This window comes from Streptomyces sp. (assembly GCF_019510245.1).
GTDB lineage: Bacteria > Actinomycetota > Actinomycetes > Streptomycetales > Streptomycetaceae > Streptomyces.
This window is the reverse complement of sequence record NZ_JAEKKT010000511.1, coordinates 1-1,677: the sequence shown is the minus strand read 5'-3', so window position 1 is coordinate 1,677 and position 1,677 is coordinate 1. Positions and strand designations below refer to the sequence as shown.

The following is a 1,677-nucleotide window of genomic DNA, read 5'->3' as shown; positions in this document are numbered from 1 at the left end:
GGCCTGCGCGACGCGAGTCCCGTCCTTCACGCGCCCCCTCTGGAACCCGGACGAGGGCTATCTCGCCGTGCAGGCACGGCTGTTGGCGCAGGGCGGGCAGCTCTACGAGACGGTCGTCGACCGCAAGCCGCCCTTCGTGCCGTGGCTCTACGAGGCCGCGTTCGCGGTGACGGGCTCCGGCACGCTGGCCGGGGTGCGGGTCCTGGCGGTCCTGGCCCAACTCCTCACCGCCGCCCTGCTGGCCTCCCTGGCCCGCCGCCGCTGGGGCGACACGTCCGGCCGTACCGCCGGAGCGCTGTATCTGCTGATCTCCGTCGGCCTGAACCCCGAGGACGCGCAGGCCGCGACCTTCGAGGTGTTCCTCCTGCCCTGCACGGCCGCCGCGATGTGGTGCGCGGACCGGCGGCGCTGGGGCGCGGCGGGAACGGCGGTCGCGTGCGCGTTCCTCACGAAGCAGACGGGCGGGGCGGTGCTGCTGCCGGTCCTCTGGCTGTACGTCGCCTCGGGCGCGGGGCGTCGGGGTGTGCGGTGGCTCATGGCGGGGGCGTTGGCGCCGGTGCTGTGCGCGGCGCTGGCGACGGACCCGGCGGGCCTCCTGTTCTAGACGGTGACGGGTTCGGGAGCGTACGCGACGCTGACCGGCTCCGAACTCCACGTACTGGCAAGGGGTTTGGTCAACACCGGGATCGTGGCGGTGGCCTGCGCGGGCCTGATCGCTCCTGTCGTACGGGCCCGGCGCGCACCGACCGCCGATCTGTGGCTGTGGCTGCTCGCGTCGGCGGCAGCGGTGCTGCTCGGCCTCCACTTCTTCGGCCACTACTACCTCCAACTCCTCCCGCCGGCCGCGCTCCTGGCCACGGGGGCGCTGCGCGCGCTGCCGTACGACCGCACGATCACGGCGCTGCTCACCTCGGCCTGCGCGTGCGCGCTGTTCCTGACGTGGGGTGTGCTGGCCCCTCGCACCGACCTCGACCACGCACGCCGTGTCGCACAGGCGGTGTCGTCCCGGACGCCGCCGGACGATCCGGTCCTGATCTGGGGGATGCACCCGGAGACGTACTGGCTGGCGGACCGGGCCCCGGCCACCCGCTATCTGACGGCGGGTCTCCTCACGAACTACAGCGGGGGCCGGGACGGCGGGCGGGTGGGGGAGCGGTATGCCGTGCGGGGTACGTGGACGGTGTTCCGGCGGGAGGCGGTCTCGGCGGCCCTGGTGGTGGACGACTCCCGCGGCAAGCCGTACGCGCCGGAACGGGTGCGGGGCCTCCGGCGGTTGCTGGCGGCGGGGTACGAGGAGGTGGGGACGGTGGATGGGGCGGTGCTGTATGTGAAACGGCGGTAGGGGTGCGTTGTCGGCTGCGCGACCAGCCACGACGAACCCGCAGCCGCCAGACCACACAGCGCGGCACATCGGAAGGCGCTCAGGGGCGAACCGTCCGCGGCCCCGCCACCTCCGCCCCCAACTCCCCGACCCTGCGCCGAAGTTCACGATCCGCGGTGACCACCAGCACCGGGCGCTCACCCGCCTCCGCCACCAGCTCCACCATCCGATCGTCGCCGCTCCCCGCCGCCGACTCCACCCGGACCCCCGGCACGGACTCCACCTCCCGAGCCGCCCCCTCCACCACCAGCACGATCTCCACCGCACCCTCCAGCCCCGGGAGCCCGTCCGCCGCC

Annotated in this window: 1 protein-coding gene and 1 pseudogene; one reads left to right on the top strand and one right to left on the bottom strand. The window is 74.2% G+C overall.

Annotated features, from left to right (window positions below; genetic code table 11):
• Positions 1-1,342: pseudogene (locus tag JF597_RS54820) on the top strand (glycosyltransferase family 39 protein); the annotation flags it as partial.
• A gap of 79 nt (positions 1,343-1,421) precedes the next feature.
• On the opposite strand, the gene JF597_RS54815 reads toward JF597_RS54820, so the two are convergent.
• Positions 1,422-1,677: NTP pyrophosphohydrolase (locus JF597_RS54815; RefSeq protein WP_294014673.1), on the bottom strand; the 256-nt coding region annotated here is incomplete at its 5' end.